Below are 16,977 nucleotides of genomic sequence, written 5' to 3'. Positions count from 1 at the left end.
TTGGGGAGCGATCGACCGCACACCGCGATCGAGTATTCCGGTGCCACTTGCTCAGTCGAAGATCACGACCGGTTTGATCGCCTCGCCACGCTTGGACGCCTCGATGGCTTCGTTGATCCGGTCGAGAGAGAACGTGGTGATCAGCCGGTCGAACGGGAACTTCCCGTCTCGATAGAGTTCGATCAGCTCGGGGAGGAATTTCTGCGGGTCCGCGTCGCCTTCGATGACGCCCGAGAGCCGTCTTCCGAGCAGCAGGTGGCCCTGGTCGATGGTGATGTCGTGCTGCAGGCCGTGGAATCCGACAGTTGCGCAGTGACCCGGGGAGCGCAGGATTTCCAGTGCTTGGCGGATGACGGTGTTGGAGCCGACCGCATCAAGCGAGCAGTCCACCCCGGTGGAGACGATGTTCATCACGTCCCAGACCAAATCCTGGCTGGCGGTCGGGTTGAAGGTGTGTGTGGCGCCCAGCTCGCGCGCGGTCTGTAGCCGAGAGTCGTTGATGTCGATGGCAATCAGCGGATCGCAGCCCACCGCCTTGCCGGCCATGATCGCCGACAGGCCGACCGCGCCGAGCCCGAACACCGCCAGGCTCTCCCCGGCTGCCGGCCGCAACACGTTCAGCACGGCTCCTGCGCCGGTCTGCAGACCGCAACCCAGCGGGCCGAGTAGCTGCAGCGGTAAATCGGCGGGAACCTTGACCGCGTTGCGGGCACTGGCGATGGCCAGGCTGGCGAACGATGACTGACCGAACCAATTGCCGTGGATGTCCTCGTCGACGGCATGCAGGGTGACGGTGCCGTCGAGACGCTCGCCGAAATAGTTCAGCGGTGCGAACAGGTCGCAGTAGGCCGGTGTCTTGTTCCGACACGTATCGCACTCGTCGCAGTAGGCGAAGCTCAGCACGACGTGGTCGCCGACAGTCACGGTGGTGACCGCGGACCCGACGTCGACGACGACGCCGGCTCCCTCGTGACCCAGGACCGCCGGCAGCGGCAGCGGCACCATCCCTTCGGCGGCGGAAATGTCGGTGTGGCACACCCCGACGCCGGCGACGCGGACCAGGATTTCGTCTTCGGCCAATTCGGCCAGCTGCACGTCTTCGACCGAGAGTGGTTCACCTTCGGCCCGTAGCACAGCTGCGCGCGCGGCGTGGGGTGCAATGGGCCGGTCGACTGTCGGGATCTGCGATGCGGTGTGAGTCAACGGGTTTCCCTTCGCGTCACGGCCGCGTCGCTAGACGGCGTCCTTCTCGGCTACTAGCTCGCGGTACACCGGGAACAGCGGCTTGGTCAACGGGACCAACTTCAGAATCTTGTTGACCGGCCCCTTGGCCTTCACTTGGCCCTTGGCCAGACCCACTCCGAGGTTGTATTCGCCGCGCCAGAACTTGTTGCCGATGTCAGCGGGCATGTACAGCTTCACGTCGGCTTCGGGATTGTCTCCACCGTCGGTGACTTCGATCGTCGGTTCACGCAGGCGCACCGTCATCGCAGCGTCGGGATCAGTGTAGTAGACCTGCAGGTCGATATCGGCGGCTTTGAGCTTCGGGCCGACTTCGGTGTCATTGGCGGCACGAAAGACGCCCCCTAGATACTTGTAGATCTCCTCGGCGCTGGCGTAGTAGGACATAATTTCCTCCTCGAAGGATCAGTGCTGCAATGGTTTTCGAATTCTGGGGACGAGCGTCAGCGGGTGGGCGGAGTCCAGCGCACCGGCAACGAGTGCACACCGTGGATGAAGTTGTTGACCTGGTAGTCCGGCTCGCCGGTCAGCTCGATATCCGGTATGCGCGTGTAGATTTCGGTGAGCACCGAGCGCAGCATCTGCCGGCCCAGGGCGTTGCCCAGGCAGAAGTGCGGCCCACCGGCACCGAACCCCATGTGGTCGTTCGGACTGCGCAGGATGTCGAACCTGGCGGGCTCGTCGAAGTGGGCGGCGTCACGGTTGGCCGAGCAGTACCACATCACCAGGTGCTCGCCGGCTTTGACCTCGGTGTCACCGATGCGGGTGTCCTCGGTGGCGGTGCGCCGGAAGTGCATTACCGGGCTGGCGTAGCGGATGATCTCCTCGGTGGCGGTGCCTGCCCGGCCGGCCACGTCTTCCAACAGCAGGGCGCGTTGCTCCGGGAACTGCGAAAACAGCCGCACCGCATGGGCAATCGAGTGCCGGGTGGTGTCATTCGCGGCCGAACCCAGCAGCGAAAAGAATGCCCCGATCTCCCACTCGTCGAGTCGTTGACCTTCGAACTCCGCGTTCACCACCCAGCTGATCAGGTCATCCTGGGGATCCTTGAGTCGCTTTTCGGCCTGCTTGAGCGCGATCTCTTGAATGCGTTCCGATTCCTCGGCGTGGGTCGTCAAGGCGTCGCGGCCCAATGCCATGCGGGGGTCGTCCCAGGCCAGCATCCGCTCGGCCGCTTCCATGACGACGTGTTGCTCTTCGCTGTCGCGGTCGAGCCCGAAGAAATGCGCAAAGATGCGGCCGGGCACGTATTTGGCGTAATCCTCGGAGAAGTCGCCTTCGCCGCGGTCGATGATTTCGTCGAGGCGGTCGCGGGCGTGTTGGGTCACCCACTCGCTGAGTTTGCGGACGTTGCGGGGGGTGAAGGCCTGCTCGACGATGCCGCGCATCTTGCGGTGTTGTTCACCGTCCATCACCAGGAAGGAGGCGGTGGCGGTGATGACGATTTCGGGCATGTCTTCCATCAGCACGCCCTTGCCCGAGCAGAAGAGTTTGGGATTGCGTGAGACATAGCGGCAATCGGCGTGCCGGGTTACCGACCAGAACCCAGGTGTGTCTTCATCGGGGGGTAGCAGGGTGGACTCGTACGGCCGGTGATAGGACAACGACGGCTGGCTGCGCAACCGTGAAAACGCCTTGTCGCGTTCTTCGAAGTCCTGTGCCCAGAATGATCGAGAAGACAGGTCGAGGTCGGGGTCGCTGACGATCGACGGGTGCTCGGCGATGCTGCTCATGGCTGCTAGGTTTCCACCGGGCAAAAGGCTTGACGATCCAGCGGTTGGGGCAAGCACATCTCTCGTTGGGGGTGTCCCGGGACAGATCGGTCGGAGTCGACGGGCGCGATCACAGCTGGTCCTGCTCGGCGTTCTTGCTCAGGGCAGCGGCTGTGGCGCGGTTGACGATTCCTGAGCCCGCCAGCGCAAGTCCGCCGTCGACGACGATGCGCGCCCCGGTCACGAACGACGCCAGCGGTGATGCCAGCACGACGGCCATCGCGGCCACTTCTTCGGGGCTTCCGAAGCGGCCTAACGCGATTCCGTCGGTCCAGGCCTGGCGACCCACCTGCGCGGCCAGCCGCTTCATCCCCTCGGTTCCCTCGATCGGGCCGGGCACGATCGAGTTGCTGCGGATACCGTGCGGACCCCATTCGACGGCCAGGTGGCGCATCAGGCTGTCGATGCCGGCCTTGGCAGCCCCCACATGCGCCTGATAGAGGTACGCGCAGTCGGATTGGCCGGCCGAGATGAACAGCACGCTGCCGCGGGTCTGTTTGAGTTGGTCGAACGCGGCATGCGCGGTGTGAAAGGAGCCGAGCAGATCGATATCGACAACAGCTCGAAATCCATTGCTTGACACACTCTCTGCGGGCGCCAGGAAGTTGCCGGCGGCGCCGGCCACCACCGTGGTGAGCGGCCCGATCTCGTTGGCGGCATGGGTGACCGCTGCGGCCACAGCGTCGGGGTCGCGCACATCCGCGACCGCTGTGCAGACCCGCCCGCCCCATGACCGCAGTTCCTCGGCGGCGTCATGCAGTCGTTGCTCGGTGCGACCGCAGATCGCAACGTCGGCGCCGACCTGGGCAAAGGATCGTGCGATCGATAGGTTGATGCCACTACCGCCGCCGGTGACGAACGCGGCGGTACCGGCCAGCAGCCGCGGTGACAGTAGCTCGGTCAGGGCGCGCACGGTTGCCCCGTCACCGCGTTGGCCGCCGACAGAGCCGGGTTCTCCTGGTCGATCAGCGATGCGACAATGCGCCGCACCTTGAGAACTCCGGCATCGGCCGACACCCGGAATCCATTGGTGGAGCCAAGATATCCGACGTTGGCTTCGATTGTCTCCAGGACGCCGACGTCGACCCGCAGGACGCGTTCGAACACCGTGTGCAGATACTGGCGTACCCCGGCGTCGCCGAGGCGGTAATCACGGGCGAAGCGCCAGAACAGATGGGTGCTGGTCGGCGTCTCTGGCGTGACAGCCTGAATGCGGCTGTGCCGGAACATTTGGTCGCCGGGGCCGTAGATGTCCCATCCCTCGGCCAGCACGGCCGGAGAGACAAAGGTGCCGTGATGGCGGCGCCGGTAGACGGTGTCACGTGGCAGCGACGTGGCGGTGGCTTCCCAGTCGGCCAACGGGGCCACCGGCATCGCGCGGGCGAAGGTGACCGAGGTTTCCGACACCCGGATCTCATCGAGCGCGGGTACCGCAGCGAGGTCAGGCGGGGTTTCCCGGGGATGCACCCACAGGATGTGTGTGAGGTCGAGGTAGTGCTCGTGGACCAGCATGTAGTTGGCGTTGACTCGCAACGACGTCCCCGAGGTATCCCAGCCGGGTTCGGTCAGCCACGGTAGCGCCGGCACGGCGCGGTTCTGCGCGCGTCTGGGTTCTCCCAGCCAGATCCAGACGAACGGGCCGATTTCACGCACCGGGTAGTGCCGCACGCACGCCCCGTAGGGGGCTCGGGGCTGCGAGGGAACCTGGACACACACACCCGCTGCGTCGTAGCGGATGCCGTGATAGCCGCAGGCGATGTGATCGCCGTCGACCCGTCCCCGCGACAGCGGGTAGCCGCGGTGTCCACACGCATCGTCTAGGGCTACGACCTGACCTGATTTCAAGCGATACAACACAATTGGAATGTTCAGCAGGCGCCGTCCGAATGGCTCGCGGGTGATCTCGTCACCGGTGGCGGCTACGTACCAGCAGTCGCGCGGGTAGTTGGGGATCACAGGTCGAGCACCAGACGTGGGGACCGCGACCGTGAAACACATACCATCATGCAATCGTTTTCCGCCTTCTCGTCATCGCTGAGTACCGAGTCGCGGTGATCGGGCTCGCCCTCCAAGACCGCGGTCTCGCATGTCCCGCAGATACCCTCCATGCATGAGGCGAGCATGCTGATCCCGTTGTCCCGCAACGAATCCAGGATGGAATCGTCGGGCCCGACCTCGATGGTGACACCCGAGCGCTGGCAGACAACCTCGAAGTCGTCCAGCGCGGTCGCCGAGGAACCTACAACGGGCGACTTGGCCGCGAAGCGCTCGACATGCAGTGCCCCTTTCGGCCAAGCCGCACAGACCTGTTCGACAGCATTGAGCAACCCTTCAGGCCCGCAGCAGTACACCTGGGTGTCGTCGCGTGGGCTGCCCAATACACTGTCGAGGTCGAGCAGGCCGCGCTCATCTTGCGGCCAGATCGTCACCCGGTCAGCGTATTCGGACAGCTCGGCAGAAAACGCAATCGATGATCGGCTCCGCCCGCCGTATAACAGGTGCCAGTCAGCACCCTCGGCTTCTGCTGCTTCGATCATCGGAATGATCGGTGTGATCCCGATTCCACCCGCGATGAACTGATACCGGGTTGCACGCACCAGCGCAAAGTTGTTGCGCGGCCCGCGAACCCGAATCTTACTGCCCACCAACAGTTCGTGGTGCACGTGTTTGGAACCACCGCGGCCGTTCGGGTCCAGTAGCACACCGACTTTCCACCGGTACCGCTCGGTGGGGCTCGAGCACAGCGAGTACTGCCGCACCAACTCGTCGGTCAGTAACAGGTCGATGTGGGCGCCGGGGTTCCAGTCCGGGAGTTCATCGCCGGAGGGGTTCTCGAGAATTAGGCCGATCACGTCGTCGGCAAGCTCCTGGCGCGCGGTGACGACCAGCTCGACGGTATGTTCCTGCATTTGCGGAACTTGGCTCAAGTCAACTCCTCCCCACTGGTTGTTTCACGGCACGCTCTGAGCCTGCGCTGGGCCGGCTGACCTGACAAGACATCGCAGGAAGGAGTTCCATACCCCGAACGGGGGTTTCCTGTAGCTACGGCTGATCCAGGAAGTCCTCCACTATCGGCGCCAATTCCTCGGCGCTGGTGAGCAATCCGAGGTGGCCGTCGTGGAAGATGTGCAGTCGGGCGTGCGGGATGAGCGCCTTCAACAGCTTGCCGTTCAGCGGAGGGATGACCGGGTCGTCGTCGCCGGTCAGAATCAGCGAAGGCTGGCGGATCAGCCGCGAGAACGGGATGCTGGTCCAGCCCAGCACGGCCAGCTGTTGGTAGAACAACCCGCGGCGGCCGCTTCGCATGTGGTTGAACAGCGAGGGTGTTTGTGTTCCCTCACGGGCTTTGCCGCCGTAGATGATTGGAGCGACACTGCGGGCGTGCTCGGGGTCGTCGAAGCGGCGCCGGGTCAGCATCTCGCGGACCACCTGGAGGCGGCCCGGGATCAGTGCGCCCGCCGCGGTACTGACCAGGATCAGTCGCCGGCAGCGGCGCGGGTGCTGGAAGGCGAACTGCTGGGCCAGCGCCCCGCCCCAGGACACCCCGAGTACGTCGACGTCATCGACGTCGAGCGCGTCCAGCGCGTGACTGGTCAATCGGGCTACCTGGCACAAACGGTAGGGCAGTGTCGGGGCGGGTGATTCCCCAATGCCGGGAACGTCGATGCGGATCACCGTTGTCTCCGCTCTCAGCGCATCGACGAAGGGCTGCAACCCTTCCATGCTGACTCCCAGACCGTTGAGCAACAGCAGCGGTGGACGCTGCGACGATCCCGGGCGCACCGACACCCGCACGTGGTGGCCGTCTACGTCGATGAACCGTGTCTCGGGTGGGATATCGATCTGGTCGGCAGTATTCAATCGTCTTCCTCCAGACGGGTTGCGGCGATTCCCCCTCAAACCTTGGGGCCGATCAACGCGGACGCTACCGGCGGGACGGCGCCGCTTCGATACCGACAACCCAGTCGGCGTAGGTGATTACGGCGAATGGGAGATCGCCGCGGCGCGCGGCAGTTTCTAGCGTGGACGGACATGGACGCTTGCCTTGTCATGCCGGCAGCCAGACTGTCCTGCGGTGATCCCAGGCACAACATCGGCTTTCGCGTGGAACGAGGAACCCCGTGGTGCAATCGCTAGTCCAAAACGAATTCAAGCTGACACTGCAACACGCCCTGCGGCGGATGCGTACGATGCACTCACGGGTCGAGGTGGTGACCCTCCTCGACGTCGAAGGCAGCACTGAGCACGTCAGCTACGGCGAGGTGGCACGCCGCGCCGACAAACTGGCCGCCGCGCTGCACCGACTCGGCGTGCGTGCCGGAGATCGCGTCGCCACCTTCGCCTGGAACAACCAACAGCACCTGGAGGCCTACCTTGCGGTCCCGTGCATGGGATCGATTCTGCATACGTTGAACATTCGGCTCTCCGATGACCAGCTGGTCTACATCATCAACCACGCCGAGGACCGGGTAGTTCTCGTTGACGAGTCGCTCATCGCACAACTCGAAAGGATCCTTCCCGCCATCGGCGGGGTGAAGCGTTTCGTCATCATCGGTAGCACAGGCACCGAAAGGCTGCCCAATGCGGTGCTTTACGAAGATCTGCTTGCGCAGGAGTCCGAGGGCTTCGACTACCCGGCTATCGATGGTAACGCGGCGGCGAGTCTGTGCTACACGAGCGGGACCACCGGCAACCCGAAAGGTGTTCTCTACGGTCACCGTTCGACCGTGCTGCACGCGTTGGCCGAAGGTCTGACCGACACCCTCGACGTGCGGTCCACCGATCGGGTATTGCCAGTCGTGCCGATGTTTCACGCCAACGCGTGGGGCTTACCCTATACGTGCGCAATGCTTGGCGCCTCGCTCATCCTGCCGGGACGGTTTCTGCAGGCGGAACCGTTGATGCGGCTCATCGCCGATGAGCAGGTCACGTTCGCCGCCGCAGTTCCCACTATCTGGAATGACCTGCTGCGCAAAGCGACATCGCAACCCGCGGTCCTGGCCAGTCTCCGCCGCGTCGTGTGCGGCGGTGCGGCCGTGCCACTGTCGTTGATGCAGCGCTTCGAGGAGACGTTCGGCACACCACTGGTCCAGGGGTTCGGGATGACCGAAACCAGCCCGCTGGTCGCGATGGCCGAAGCCCCCGCCGGCGTCACCGGCGAGGAGAAGTGGCGCTATCGGGCCAAGACCGGTCGCATCAGCCCGCTGGTGGAGGCGCGCATCGTGGACGCCGAAGGGTCTGAATTGCCCTGGGATGGAGAACAATCCGGCGAGCTGGAACTTGCAGGGCCTTGGATAGCGTCTGGTTATTACCGTGACGATTCGGCCACCGAGGACAAGTTCCGCGACGGTTGGCTGCGCACCGGCGACGTGGCGACGATCGATTCGCTGGGCTACATTCAGATCACCGACCGTGTCAAAGACATCATCAAATCCGGTGGGGAATGGATCTCCTCGATCGAGATGGAGAATTCGCTGATGTCCCATCCCGCGGTGCTCGAAGCCGCGGTGATCGCCAAACCCGACGAACGCTGGACCGAACGGCCCCTGCCCTGTGTGGTCGTGGCCGCCGGCGATTTACCCAGCCCCGAAGCACTCAACGCCCACATCCAGATGTCGTTCGCCAATTGGCAGCTGCCCGACGAATACGCCTACATCGCTGAGATCCCCAAAACCAGCGTTGGCAAGTTCGATAAGAAGGTGCTCCGTAGAATGCTCGCTGCCGGAGAACTGCGCGGCCGCCGGCCCGTGCAGACCAACGATAGGGCGACCTCCGCGGCAAAAGACGTCGCCGCAACCTAGACCGCGCGGAAACGGCGACTAGACCCGACAGGGCGAGTGCCGGGTGTGACGGGGACAACATCTGACTTTCAGTCGTGAGCATTGCCATAGCCTCACGACACGACATCTACTTAGTACAACTACTAATGTTGCCCAGATGGGTCGGGACCTATTGTGCAGCAACATCTCCGATGACTTGTCACCGCTGGCGCCGTATCTTGGTCCGGACGGGATCACCGTTCCCGACGATGTCACGCTGACCTCGTTCCTCGACCGCAACGCCGCCGCCTGCCAGGGTCGGCCGGCTTATCGGTTCATCGACTACCGCCGCGATACGGACGGTGTCGCGGTAGAGCTGAGCTGGATGGGGTTCGCGACCGCGGTGCGCGCGATCGCAGCCCGGCTGCAACAAATTGCCGAACCCGGTGACCGGGTCGCCATCCTTGCTCCGCAGGGACTGGACTACGTCACCGCTTTCTTCGCCGCGGTCCACGCGGGAACCATATCCGTGCCACTGTTCGCGCCGACCCTCGCCGGGCACGCCGAACGCCTCGGGGCGGTCTTGGCCGATGCCCGACCCGCCGTGATCCTCACGACCTCGGCTGCCGCTGAGTCAGTGCGGCGCTTTACACAAACCCTGCCCCGTGCGCACCGACCCCGCCTGATCGCTGTCGATGCGGTACCGGCCTCGCTTGCAACGTATTTCAGGGAACCACGGCGTAACGCTGCCGACATCGCCTACCTGCAGTACACCTCCGGCTCCACCCGTATCCCCGCGGGTGTCGAGATCACCCATCGCGCGGTATGCACCAACGTCGTGCAGATGATCCTGGCCGGCGGGCTGGACCCCGGCATTCGCAGCGTCAGTTGGCTGCCGCTGTACCACGACATGGGACTGGTGATGATCATGTTTCCCATGCTGTGCGGTGGTCACATCACCCTGATGGACCCGATGGCGTTCGTGCGCCGCCCCTACCGGTGGATCAAACAGCTCGCGAGCGAGGCCCGGCACGGCCGGACATTCGCGGCCGCACCGAATTTCGCGTTCAGCCTGGCCGCCGAGCGCGGGCTGCCGCCCGCCGGCGAGCAGATCGACCTGAGCAATGTCGTCGGTCTGCTCAACGGCTCCGAACCGGTGTCGCTGGCGGCAATCGAGCAATTCAATGCGGCCTTCGCGCCCTACGGGCTGCAGGAGACCACCATCAAGCCGTCGTACGGGATGGCGGAGGCGACCTTGTCGGTGGCCAGCATCGCTCCCGGCGAACGTGCCATCGCGCTGCATTTCGACCGCACCCAACTCGCTGCCGGACACGCGGTGACCGTACCGGCGGACCATCCGAATGCCGTCGCCTACGTGTCCTGCGGAACCCCAGTACCCGACCAGTGGGTAACGATTGTCGACTCCGAACGAGGTGCCGAACAACCCGACCGGATGGTCGGTGAAATCTGGTTGCACGGCAACAACATCGGCCGTGGCTACTGGGGCCGGGAAGAAGAGTCCGACCGCACCTTCGGCAACAAGCTGCAGATCCGGCTCGAGACAGGCAGCCACGCCGAAGGCGTCCCCGACAACGGGCAATGGCTGGCGACCGGCGATCTCGGCGTCTACGTCGACGGCCGGCTCTACATCACTGGCCGGATCAAGGATCTCGTCATCGTCGACGGAGTCAACCACTACCCGCACGACATCGAAACCACTGCGGCCCAAGCTTCGTCGGCGATCCGGTCCGGATATGTCGCCGCCTTCACCGTGCCCGCACCCGAATCCGGTGAGCAATTGATCGTCGTCGCAGAGCGGGCAATACGGGCGCGACAGACCGACGCTGTCGCCGACGACGTCCGCGCTGCGGTGTCCCGCCTGCACCGGTTGCGCATCACCGACCTCCGACTCGTGCCGGCGGGGGCGATTCCCCGCACCACCAGTGGGAAGATTGCCCGGAAGGCGTGCCGATCCGCCTATTTGGCAGGGGAATTCGGCCCGGTCATCTCAGCTTGCACCTGATCGGAAGGTGCTTGACTCCACCCACGAAGGTGCTAGCGACGAGTTCGGGTTCCCCCGCCAGTTCGATGGACTCGATCCGCGGGATCAGTTCGCTGAAGAAGCTGTTGATTTCCATCCGGGCCAACGACGCGCCCAGACAGAAGTGCACACCGTGGCCGAAGGACACATGTTTGTTCGGGTCGCGTGCGACGTCGAAGCGCATCGGCGCAGCCGAGAAGCTCCGACTGGCTTCGGGTGCCGGCCAGTCACGCACCAGCCCAGAAAGATTCATCGGGCTTTAGACATCGCCGTTGACCTCAAACTCACGACACTCCGACGACCTTCGCGTGTTCCGACGACCACGGTGCAGACTGAGCCAGTGACCATCGACCCCGTAGTCATCCACACCGACGGTGGTTGTCGTCCCAATCCCGGGCCCGGCGGCTGGGGAGCGGTGTTGCGTCAGCGGGAGCACGTTCGAGAGATGTGCGGTGGCGAGCCGGGTCCGACGAGCAACAATCGGATGGAGCTGACCGCGCCGATCATGGCGCTCGAAGCGCTCACCCGACCCGTCGTCGTGCACCTGTACACGGATAGCACCTACGTCCGCAACGGCATCACCAAGTGGGTGCTCGGGTGGCAGCGCAACGGCTGGCAGACCGCGGCGAAGCAGCCGGTGAAGAACGTCGACCTCTGGCAGCGGCTCCAAATCGCCTGTGCGAGACACCAAGTCGAGTGGTTCTGGGTGAGGGGACATTCGGGCGTCGCCGACAACGAGTTGGCTGATGCGTTGGCGACCCGCGGTTTGCACGACGCGGTCGCGGCTTCGAGCCTGACGTAGCCTCCTCAAAGCGCGGACGCCCACGCAGAGCTTCAACGGCTCGCGGGGACGCTGAGCGTAATGTTGGTAATGTATGCCATCGGTGTACATAAGCCACATCCGAAGGGGTCCTCGTGACAGTCACGCAAATTGACCTCGATGACGAGGCTCTCGAGGAGGTCATGCGCCTTGCGGGTGTGCGGACCAAGAAAGACGCGGTCAACCTCGCGCTACGTGATTACGTCGACCGCTTCCGGCGCATCGAGGCACTTGCCCGATCCCGCAAACATGCCGAGGACTGGGATTATGACGGCTGGCGTGCCGCGCGCACCGACGAAAAGGCCGTGGGTGGTTGATCCGCTTCCTCGCCGATTCGTCGGCCATCTGGCGGATTCAACGACAACCCGAGTTGACCGAGGCTTGGACCGCGGCCCTGCTGAGCGGAGCCATCGGATCGTGCGAACCGCAGCGCGCTGAGTTCCGCCGATCCGCTCGAAATGTCGACGAATTCGACCAAATGAACCAGGCGTTCCGCGACCTGTGCCCAGACGTACCGGTGCCGAAGTCGGTATGGCGATGGATCGAGTCGGCTCAGTACCGGCTCGCCAGCGCCGGGGTGGTGCGAGCACTATCGGTCGCCGACCTACTTGTCTGCGCGACAGCCGCGGAGCGAGGTTTAGTCGTTCTGCATGACGACGCCGATTACGAGCTCGCCGTACGTCACCTGCCGAATGTGGCTGCACAGCGCGTGATCAAAGGTGCGCCGTAGCGGCGCGTCATCGAACACCCTGGGGCTCCGGCGCTTTGCCGGGCCGGTACCTCGCGACGCAAATCCTGGCCCTCGACCGCCGCGAATGATACGTTCTTAGATGGTAGCTATATATTCGTGCCGGATTGGGGGCGGCTGAGCAACGGTCTCACGCCACAACAGAAGTGGAGCCGATGGGTGAGTACAAAACTTATCGACCGTTACCGCCGAGAATGGCCTCGGGTCGCGGCTGTCCAGGCGATGGCCCTGGGCGGGGCCAGTCTGCTCATCGGGCGCCGGACGCAGACGAACCTGCGCGCGCTGTCGGTGATGAACGCGATGACGATGTGCGCCCACCAATACGAGGAGTACGTCGACCCGGGCTGGTTTCCGGGCATGGTCAACGTCGCCATCTTCAAGAGTGATCAACCCGACAACTACCCGTTCAACCCGCATTCGGCGATGTGCGCCAACATCGCGTTCCGCGCCCTCTATGTCCCGGCGATGCTGTTCCCGAAAGTCAAGTGGCTGGGATTGCCGCCCGTGTTACTCGGCATCGCCCAGGCCTTCGGTCATGCCGTTGTAATGCCGCGGATGATCGGCACCAAGTACAGTCCCGGTGCGCTGACCGCGGCGCTGCTGCACCTGCCGATCGGCATCACCTATCTGTCCGCTCTGCGCAAGCAAGGCCCCATCTCCCGGAGCGACTGGCGCAAGACGGCGGGCGTCCTGGTGTTCTTCTTCGGCGCCGGCGTCGCGTTCCCCAACATCTCCAACGCGGACAAGAACAGCCCATACAAATTCACCGCACACCAGATGGGCCGCTACGGCGCCCAGCCGGTGCCGGCCTCCCCGGAGCTGGGCGATGGCAGTTCGCCCGGATCGGCCAGCTGATTCCGGCAGGCCCAGAAGTACTCGGTTCGCCGACCCCGAAGTTCTGACGCTACTTAACGGTCGGGGCGACCCCTCGCAGAAAGATATCCGTGAAGACGTCACAGACGGCATCGATATCGGGGAGTTCAGCAGCGGGAACCGGGTGTCCGGTCGGGCGCAGAAACATATGAATCGTGATGGGCGCCAACAGTTGTTGAATCAACAGCGGCACGGGAATATCTCTAATTCGTCCCCTGCCAACCTCGTTCGACAGCCACTGGCCTAAGACGCCCGCCACGCGCGGTGCCGTATAGGTGACCAGTGAACGCGCCACCGGGCTGTTCGGCCTCACGAAGGCATCGGCGAACATTGCCGGCGCCACCTGGGGCTGGCGGCTGAACACCTGTGCCATCAATCCGTAGAGACGTCGAACAGTGGCCCGCAGATCCTCGGTGCCCTCGGCAAGGAAATCCTCGATCTCTCCCAGGGGACTGTGCCGCTCGAAGATGGCGCGTAACAGACCGTCACGCGTGCCGAAATTGACGTAGAGGCTTGGGATTGAGCATTCCGCACGTTCGGCAATGGCTTCGAACGTGGCTGCGCCCAGTCCATTTTCCGCAATCAAAGCGGCGGCCGCATCGAGCGCTCTGACCCGCACCGGCGGGGCGCCTCCCGGGTCCACACCTCGCGCGCGCACCGCGTCATCGAGGGCAGCCCGGGACCCGCCCAGCCTTCTCAACAGGGTGCTACGTGAAACACCTGCGTGACGGGCGATCACCATGATGGGGACGTCGGCGACATCTCTGCCGAGCTCAGCGGCGGCTTCCAGGGCTGCGTCCACCACCGCATCCAAATCGGCAAGTTCACCGACCGGCGGGGATACCTCATGGGCAGTGCCAGTCGGCTTCCGAGGACTCATCAGCGCTCCAGCCAGGAGACGTGGCGCGGAGTTGGTCGGCCCATTCGTGAATCGTGCCACCCCAGCGGCGGGATATGTCTATGTACGGGTACTCTAATATGGTGTCACGATCGCCTATCGGCGCGCGGACATTACCCGCCTGTCGCATGATCGATTTGCGAAACATGTTTGTCAGCAACTCAATTCGAACGCGACGACTCTTCGGTGTTCACCTTTGCACCCACGAACTGGGGGACCACAAATGACTGATGACGCGCCCAGGGATCGGGATGTGCACCTGCCCGCGCCGGCACGTGACCCCGACGATCGGATTGTCGCCATGTTCCAGCAACGACAGACGATCCGGGACATCGATCCGACAGCGCAGCTGTCTACACAGATGCTCTCCGACTTGCTGTGGTCGGCGTTCGGGGTGAATCGCGATGCCGGCCCGTTCGGAACGACGTCAGGTCGAACGGCAGGCTCGGCCAGCAACTCCCAGGAAATCGATCTCTACGTCGCGCTGCCAGGCGGAACCTATCTGTATGACGCCCCGAACTGTCGCCTGATACTCGTCAATGACGGCGATCTGCGCGGCAGCGCGATATTGCCCGTGCAGCGAGAGCTCATGGACATTCCCATCGCCCCCGTTCAATTGATCTACGTCGTCGACCTTGACCGGTTGGAGCACACCTCCGGATTCGATGAGCCGGGGCTACACGATCCGGATGTCCAGAAGTCGTACTACTACGTCGACACCGGACTCATCGCCGGCAATGTGTACCTGTTCGCCGCCGCCCACGGCCTCGCGGCCTGGTTTCACAACTGTGACAGGGAAAGCCTGACCCGCAGCCTGCGACTGAAAGCAGAGCAACGGGTCCTGTTCGCGCAATCCGTCGGCTACCCCTCGGCTCCCTGAGATCCCCGCTCGGGTTCGTGGCTCCCCAAAGTCAAATCCGCAGCAGGCGTTCGGCGTTTCCGTGGGCGACCTTTTCCCGGTCCACGTCGGGCAGGGTGGTGCGCTCGAACCCCGCGACGGCCTCATACGACGATTCGTACGGATAGTCCACGGAGAACATGACCGCATCCGCCCCGACCTCCAGCACCGCGCCCAGCAGGGTCGCCGGCGAGAACACGCCGCTGTTGGTGAACACCACGTTGGTGCCCAGGTAGGCCGACGGCGGGCGCTTGATCTTCTCCGGCGGGTTCAACGTGTGGTAGCGCGAATCGAGCCTGCTCCGCTGAAACGGCAAGAATTCGCCCATGTGCCCCAGGATCAGCATTGCCCGCGGATGCCGGTCGAACACGCCACCGAAGACGAGGCGTAGCGCGTGGCCGCTCACCTCGGCGGCCCAACTCCACGTCGCCCCATACAATTCCGGTCGCCCCTGCAGCACCTGCCACCGGTCGGCCGGCGGTGCTCCCGGGTGCAAGTAAATCGGAACCTGCAGCGATTCCAGCGCCGACCACACCTCGTCGTATTCCGGCGCGTCGAGATAGCGCCCGCCCGGGCCGTAGATGCAGTCGTTGACCAGCGCTCCGCATAGACCGAGCTCATGCACCGCGCGTTCGAGTTCCGCGGCCGCGGCTGCCGGGTCTTGCAGCGGCAGCACGGCGAAACCCTGGAACCGGTCCGGGTTCTTCGCGACGACTTGCGCGGTGTACTCGTTGACGAATCGTGCGTTGCTACAGGCTAGTTCGGGCTCGATGTCGACCTGCAGGCCCGGAACCGTCAGCGACAGGACCTGGACGTCGATGCCCGCCTCGTCCATCTCCGGCAACCGGTACTCCGTGAAGTCGGGCAATCGGGCGGCGAACCGCGTGGCGGCATCGGAGTTCCATCGGCAGGGCAGCTGGGGGACTCCGCCATCCGGCATCGGTTGGCGCTCGCCGAGTTCGGGGATGTAGAAGGCTTCCTCCAAGGCGATGTAGCGCATGCAAACTCCCTTCCTCGCGCAAGCGCGGCTGCTCTGCTGCCAGCCTGCTGCCGGACGTGCCTTTTGTGAAGCGGATCCCTTCAGTCGCGAGCGATGGCCGCGCGAATGTAGCCCTTCATCTCCCCGATGATCTGGGCGTCGCTCAGGTTCAAGTTGTTGGGAAACAGCCAGTCCTTAAAGAAGACCGTCCCGCCGATCATGGCGATGGTGAGCCGAGTTGCGATCGTTACGTCAACGTTCGGGTGGCGCGAGGGATCAACCTCGCGACGGATCGCGCGTTCCAGCGGGCCGAGTATCTCGGTCATGGCTGCCTGCTGATCGGTGCCTGAAGTCATGTCCGAATCGTCGTGTATTCGGGTGGTGAAGAGCGTCATCAGAGCGCCTCGATGCTCGATCATCGACCGGTAGAACTCGTCGACGAACTCGTCACTGACCAGGTGCGACAGCCCCGGCAAATCCTCGGTATTCCACTGCTCCGCGTAGCGGCGGACCAACGCGCCTAACGGGTCGAAGATAGCCACACGGAACAAGTTCGCCTTGGTTTCGAAGTGACGGAAAAGCATGATCTCCGCAACCCCGGCGCGCTCGGCGATCTGGCTGGTGCTGGTCCGGGCGTAACCCTGGGTGGAGAAAAGCTCCGTCGCAGCTGCGACGAGCAACGCGCGTGTCTCACTTTCGCTGCGGCGCCCTCGACGCGCCGGCGCCGCGGCCTCGGGTTGATCGCCCCGGACCACGCGTCCATACAGCGTCGCCTTACTGCCAAAGTGGCGAAACAAAGTGGTGGAGGTGGTTCCGGCACGCTCAGCGATCTGCCGGGTGCTGGTGGCCTCATAGCCCTGGAGGGCGAACAACTCCTGCGCAGCGGCCAAGATCGCCTGCCGCAGTTGTGCACTGGTGGGTCGGCCGGGACCTTGCGTTGCCGTTGG

16 protein-coding genes and 2 pseudogenes are annotated in these 16,977 nt (G+C 64.1%); 7 read left to right on the top strand and 11 right to left on the bottom strand.

Going from position 1 to position 16,977, the window contains the following annotated elements:
- Positions 1 to 51: 51 nt before the first annotated feature.
- The 7 genes from MKCMC460_RS02070 to phaZ all read right to left on the bottom strand — a co-directional run bounded on the left by MKCMC460_RS02070 (position 52) and on the right by phaZ (position 6,875).
- Entirely contained in the window at positions 52 to 1,203 is a 1,152-nt protein-coding gene (locus MKCMC460_RS02070; protein WP_236979526.1) for an NAD(P)-dependent alcohol dehydrogenase, read from the bottom strand.
- Between the two features lie 30 nt (positions 1,204 to 1,233).
- Complete coding sequence (locus tag MKCMC460_RS02065; protein WP_236979524.1) at positions 1,234 to 1,629, bottom strand: SCP2 sterol-binding domain-containing protein; 396 nt, start codon at positions 1,627 to 1,629, stop codon at positions 1,234 to 1,236.
- 56 nt (positions 1,630 to 1,685) lie between these two features.
- A complete protein-coding gene (locus tag MKCMC460_RS02060) occupies positions 1,686 to 2,975 on the bottom strand; it encodes a cytochrome P450 (protein ID WP_236979515.1) in 1,290 nt (429 codons plus the stop codon).
- A gap of 109 nt (positions 2,976 to 3,084) precedes the next feature.
- On the bottom strand, positions 3,085 to 3,927 hold the full coding sequence (locus MKCMC460_RS02055; RefSeq protein WP_236979509.1) for an SDR family oxidoreductase: 843 nt from the start codon (positions 3,925 to 3,927) through the stop codon (positions 3,085 to 3,087).
- Positions 3,915 to 4,970 carry an aromatic ring-hydroxylating dioxygenase subunit alpha gene (locus MKCMC460_RS02050; protein WP_238305269.1) on the bottom strand — a complete coding sequence of 352 codons (1,056 nt, stop codon included), beginning with the start codon at positions 4,968 to 4,970 and terminating at the stop codon, positions 3,915 to 3,917. Before MKCMC460_RS02050 ends, MKCMC460_RS02055 begins: the two co-directional genes overlap by 13 nt.
- Positions 4,967 to 5,923, bottom strand: coding sequence for a PDR/VanB family oxidoreductase (locus MKCMC460_RS02045; RefSeq protein WP_236979505.1), 957 nt, complete (start codon positions 5,921 to 5,923; stop codon positions 4,967 to 4,969). The genes MKCMC460_RS02050 and MKCMC460_RS02045 overlap by 4 nt, the downstream gene beginning before the upstream one ends.
- Positions 5,924 to 6,056: 133 nt before the next feature.
- Complete coding sequence (gene phaZ, locus MKCMC460_RS02040; protein WP_236979503.1) at positions 6,057 to 6,875, bottom strand: poly(3-hydroxyalkanoate) depolymerase; 819 nt, start codon at positions 6,873 to 6,875, stop codon at positions 6,057 to 6,059.
- Positions 6,876 to 7,138: 263 nt separating this feature from the next.
- Here phaZ and MKCMC460_RS02035 point away from each other — a divergent pair, with 263 nt between their 5' ends.
- Entirely contained in the window at positions 7,139 to 8,815 is a 1,677-nt protein-coding gene (locus MKCMC460_RS02035) for a long-chain fatty acid--CoA ligase (protein ID WP_264889368.1), read from the top strand.
- A 136-nt stretch (positions 8,816 to 8,951) separates the two neighbouring features.
- Positions 8,952 to 10,796, top strand: a complete 1,845-nt coding sequence (locus MKCMC460_RS02030) for a fatty acyl-AMP ligase (RefSeq protein ID WP_236979499.1) — start codon at positions 8,952 to 8,954, stop codon at positions 10,794 to 10,796.
- On the opposite strand, the pseudogene MKCMC460_RS02025 reads toward MKCMC460_RS02030, so the two are convergent.
- Positions 10,777 to 11,001 (bottom strand): annotated as a pseudogene (locus tag MKCMC460_RS02025) (cytochrome P450); the annotation flags it as partial. The gene MKCMC460_RS02030 and the pseudogene MKCMC460_RS02025 overlap by 20 nt on opposite strands.
- A 153-nt stretch (positions 11,002 to 11,154) precedes the next feature.
- On the opposite strand from MKCMC460_RS02025, the gene rnhA reads away from it, so the two are divergent.
- The 4 genes and pseudogenes from rnhA (at position 11,155) to MKCMC460_RS02005 (ending at position 13,237) form a co-directional block, all read left to right on the top strand.
- Positions 11,155 to 11,616: a ribonuclease HI gene (gene rnhA, locus MKCMC460_RS02020; RefSeq protein WP_236979492.1), complete on the top strand. Its 462-nt coding sequence runs from the start codon at positions 11,155 to 11,157 to the stop codon at positions 11,614 to 11,616.
- A gap of 113 nt (positions 11,617 to 11,729) precedes the next feature.
- Positions 11,730 to 11,882 (top strand): annotated as a pseudogene (locus MKCMC460_RS02015) (type II toxin-antitoxin system VapB family antitoxin); the annotation flags it as partial.
- A gap of 65 nt (positions 11,883 to 11,947) precedes the next feature.
- Positions 11,948 to 12,364, top strand: a complete 417-nt coding sequence (locus tag MKCMC460_RS31660) for a PIN domain-containing protein (RefSeq protein ID WP_370653056.1) — start codon at positions 11,948 to 11,950, stop codon at positions 12,362 to 12,364.
- A 177-nt stretch (positions 12,365 to 12,541) separates the two neighbouring features.
- Complete coding sequence (locus tag MKCMC460_RS02005) at positions 12,542 to 13,237, top strand: HXXEE domain-containing protein (RefSeq protein ID WP_238305268.1); 696 nt, start codon at positions 12,542 to 12,544, stop codon at positions 13,235 to 13,237.
- 49 nt (positions 13,238 to 13,286) lie between these two features.
- On the opposite strand, the gene MKCMC460_RS02000 is transcribed toward MKCMC460_RS02005, so the two are convergent.
- Entirely contained in the window at positions 13,287 to 14,069 is a 783-nt protein-coding gene (locus MKCMC460_RS02000) for a TetR/AcrR family transcriptional regulator (protein WP_238305267.1), read from the bottom strand.
- Positions 14,070 to 14,406: 337 nt separating this feature from the next.
- On the opposite strand from MKCMC460_RS02000, the gene MKCMC460_RS01995 reads away from it, so the two are divergent.
- The gene (locus tag MKCMC460_RS01995; protein WP_236979484.1) at positions 14,407 to 15,033 is read left to right on the top strand and encodes a nitroreductase family protein; all 627 of its coding nucleotides are present in this window, start codon (positions 14,407 to 14,409) and stop codon (positions 15,031 to 15,033) included.
- Between the two features lie 31 nt (positions 15,034 to 15,064).
- On the opposite strand, the gene MKCMC460_RS01990 is transcribed toward MKCMC460_RS01995, so the two are convergent.
- On the bottom strand, positions 15,065 to 16,051 hold the full coding sequence (locus MKCMC460_RS01990) for an amidohydrolase family protein (RefSeq protein ID WP_236979471.1): 987 nt from the start codon (positions 16,049 to 16,051) through the stop codon (positions 15,065 to 15,067).
- 80 nt (positions 16,052 to 16,131) lie between these two features.
- On the bottom strand, positions 16,132 to 16,920 hold the full coding sequence (locus MKCMC460_RS01985; protein WP_236979469.1) for a TetR/AcrR family transcriptional regulator: 789 nt from the start codon (positions 16,918 to 16,920) through the stop codon (positions 16,132 to 16,134).
- Between the last annotated feature and the right edge of the window lie 57 nt (positions 16,921 to 16,977).

It is taken from the genome of Mycobacterium sp. 20KCMC460 (genome assembly GCF_022179425.1).
GTDB classification, from domain to species: Bacteria; Actinomycetota; Actinomycetes; order Mycobacteriales; family Mycobacteriaceae; genus Mycobacterium; species Mycobacterium kiyosense.
The sequence above is the reverse complement of the archived record's forward strand: the minus strand, read 5'-3'. Positions and strand labels throughout refer to the sequence as shown.

Excerpts from the sequence above, each read along its gene's own strand:
- MKCMC460_RS02065 (WP_236979524.1), bottom strand. The coding sequence starts at position 1,629 with ATGTCCTACTACGCCAGCGCCGAGGAGATCTACAAGTATCTAGGGGGC.
- MKCMC460_RS02060 (WP_236979515.1), bottom strand. The coding sequence starts at position 2,975 with ATGAGCAGCATCGCCGAGCACCCGTCGATCGTCAGCGACCCCGACCTC.
- MKCMC460_RS02045 (WP_236979505.1), bottom strand. The coding sequence starts at position 5,923 with ATGCAGGAACATACCGTCGAGCTGGTCGTCACCGCGCGCCAGGAGCTT.
- MKCMC460_RS02030 (WP_236979499.1), top strand. The coding sequence starts at position 8,952 with ATGGGTCGGGACCTATTGTGCAGCAACATCTCCGATGACTTGTCACCG.
- MKCMC460_RS01990 (WP_236979471.1), bottom strand. The coding sequence starts at position 16,051 with ATGCGCTACATCGCCTTGGAGGAAGCCTTCTACATCCCCGAACTCGGC.